This is a genomic window from Kitasatospora sp. A2-31, assembly GCF_022288725.1.
Taxonomy (GTDB): Bacteria; Actinomycetota; Actinomycetes; order Streptomycetales; family Streptomycetaceae; genus Kitasatospora.
In genome coordinates this window covers 1-1,196 of sequence record NZ_JAKNTA010000236.1, presented here as the reverse complement: position 1 = coordinate 1,196, position 1,196 = coordinate 1, and the positions used below count along the sequence as shown (strand labels likewise).

Genomic DNA, 1,196 nt, shown 5'->3' with positions numbered 1-1,196 from the left:
CCGACGTGGACGAGCTCGGCACCAAGGGCCTGCGGGTGCTGCTGCTGGGCCGCACCCCCGTCCCGCTCGACGCCCCGGACCCGGCCGCCGACCTGCAGCCGCTCGCCCTGGTCGTGCTCCGGCAGCGGCTGCGCGAGGACGCCGCCGACACCCTGCGCTACTTCGAGGGCCAGCGCGTCCAGGCCAAGGTGATCTCCGGCGACGCCGCCGTCTCGGTCGGCGCCGTCGCCGCGCACCTCGGCCTGCCCGGCGCCGACCGGCCGCTGGACGCGCGCAGCCTGTCCGCCGAGCCCGCGCAGTTCGCCGACGCCGCCGAGCGGACCACCGTCTTCGGCCGGGTCACCCCGCAGCAGAAGCGGGAGCTGGTCGGCGCGCTGCAGTCACGCGGGCACACCGTGGCGATGACCGGCGACGGCGTCAACGACGTGCTGGCGCTCAAGGACGCCGACATCGGCGTGGCGATGGGCACCGGCAGCGACGCGACCAAGGCCGTCGCACAGATCGTGCTGCTGAACGACTCGTTTGCCACCCTCCCCTCCGTGGTCGCCGAGGGCCGCCGGGTGATCGGCAACATCGAGCGGGTGGCCGGGCTCTTCCTGGTGAAGACGGTCTACTCGGTGCTGCTCGCGCTGCTGGTGATCTTCACGCACTCGCCGTACCCGTTCCTGCCACGGCACTCCACGGTGCTCTCCACCCTCACCATCGGCATCCCGGCCTTCTTCCTGGCTCTGGCGCCCAACAACGAGCGGGCCCGCACCGGCTTCGTCCGCCGGGTGCTGCGGCTGGCCGTCCCCCGCGGCATCATCGCCGGGACGGCCACCTTCACCGCGTACGCACTGGCCCGGTCCAACCACACGACCGACCTCGAGTCCGACACCAGCGTGGCCACGCTGACGCTGTTCATCGTGGCGATCTGGGTGCTGGCGATCGTGGCCCGGCCCTACAACTGGTGGCGGCTGCTGCTGATCGGGGCGATGTGCGGGGCGTTCGCGCTGGTGCTGACGGTGCCCTGGCTGTCGGACTTCTTCGAGCTCTCGCTCGCCGGCGTCCGTGACCCGTGGCTGGGCGTCGCCATCGCCCTGGTCGCCGGGGTGCTCCTGGAGGTGGTCTGGCGGGTCATGCGGCGCGCCTCGGACTGAGCCCGTACGGCGCGGGTGCACCCGCTCCCGTCGTGGAGCGGGTGCACCCGGCCGGGG

General features: G+C 73.3%; 1 protein-coding gene. It reads left to right on the top strand.

Annotation, left to right across the window (positions count from 1 at the left end; genetic code table 11):
• Window positions 1-1,139 (top strand): HAD-IC family P-type ATPase (locus MCM47_RS41160; RefSeq protein ID WP_238951876.1); only part of this gene is annotated, 1,139 nt, incomplete at its 5' end.
• Between the last annotated feature and the right edge of the window lie 57 nt (window positions 1,140-1,196).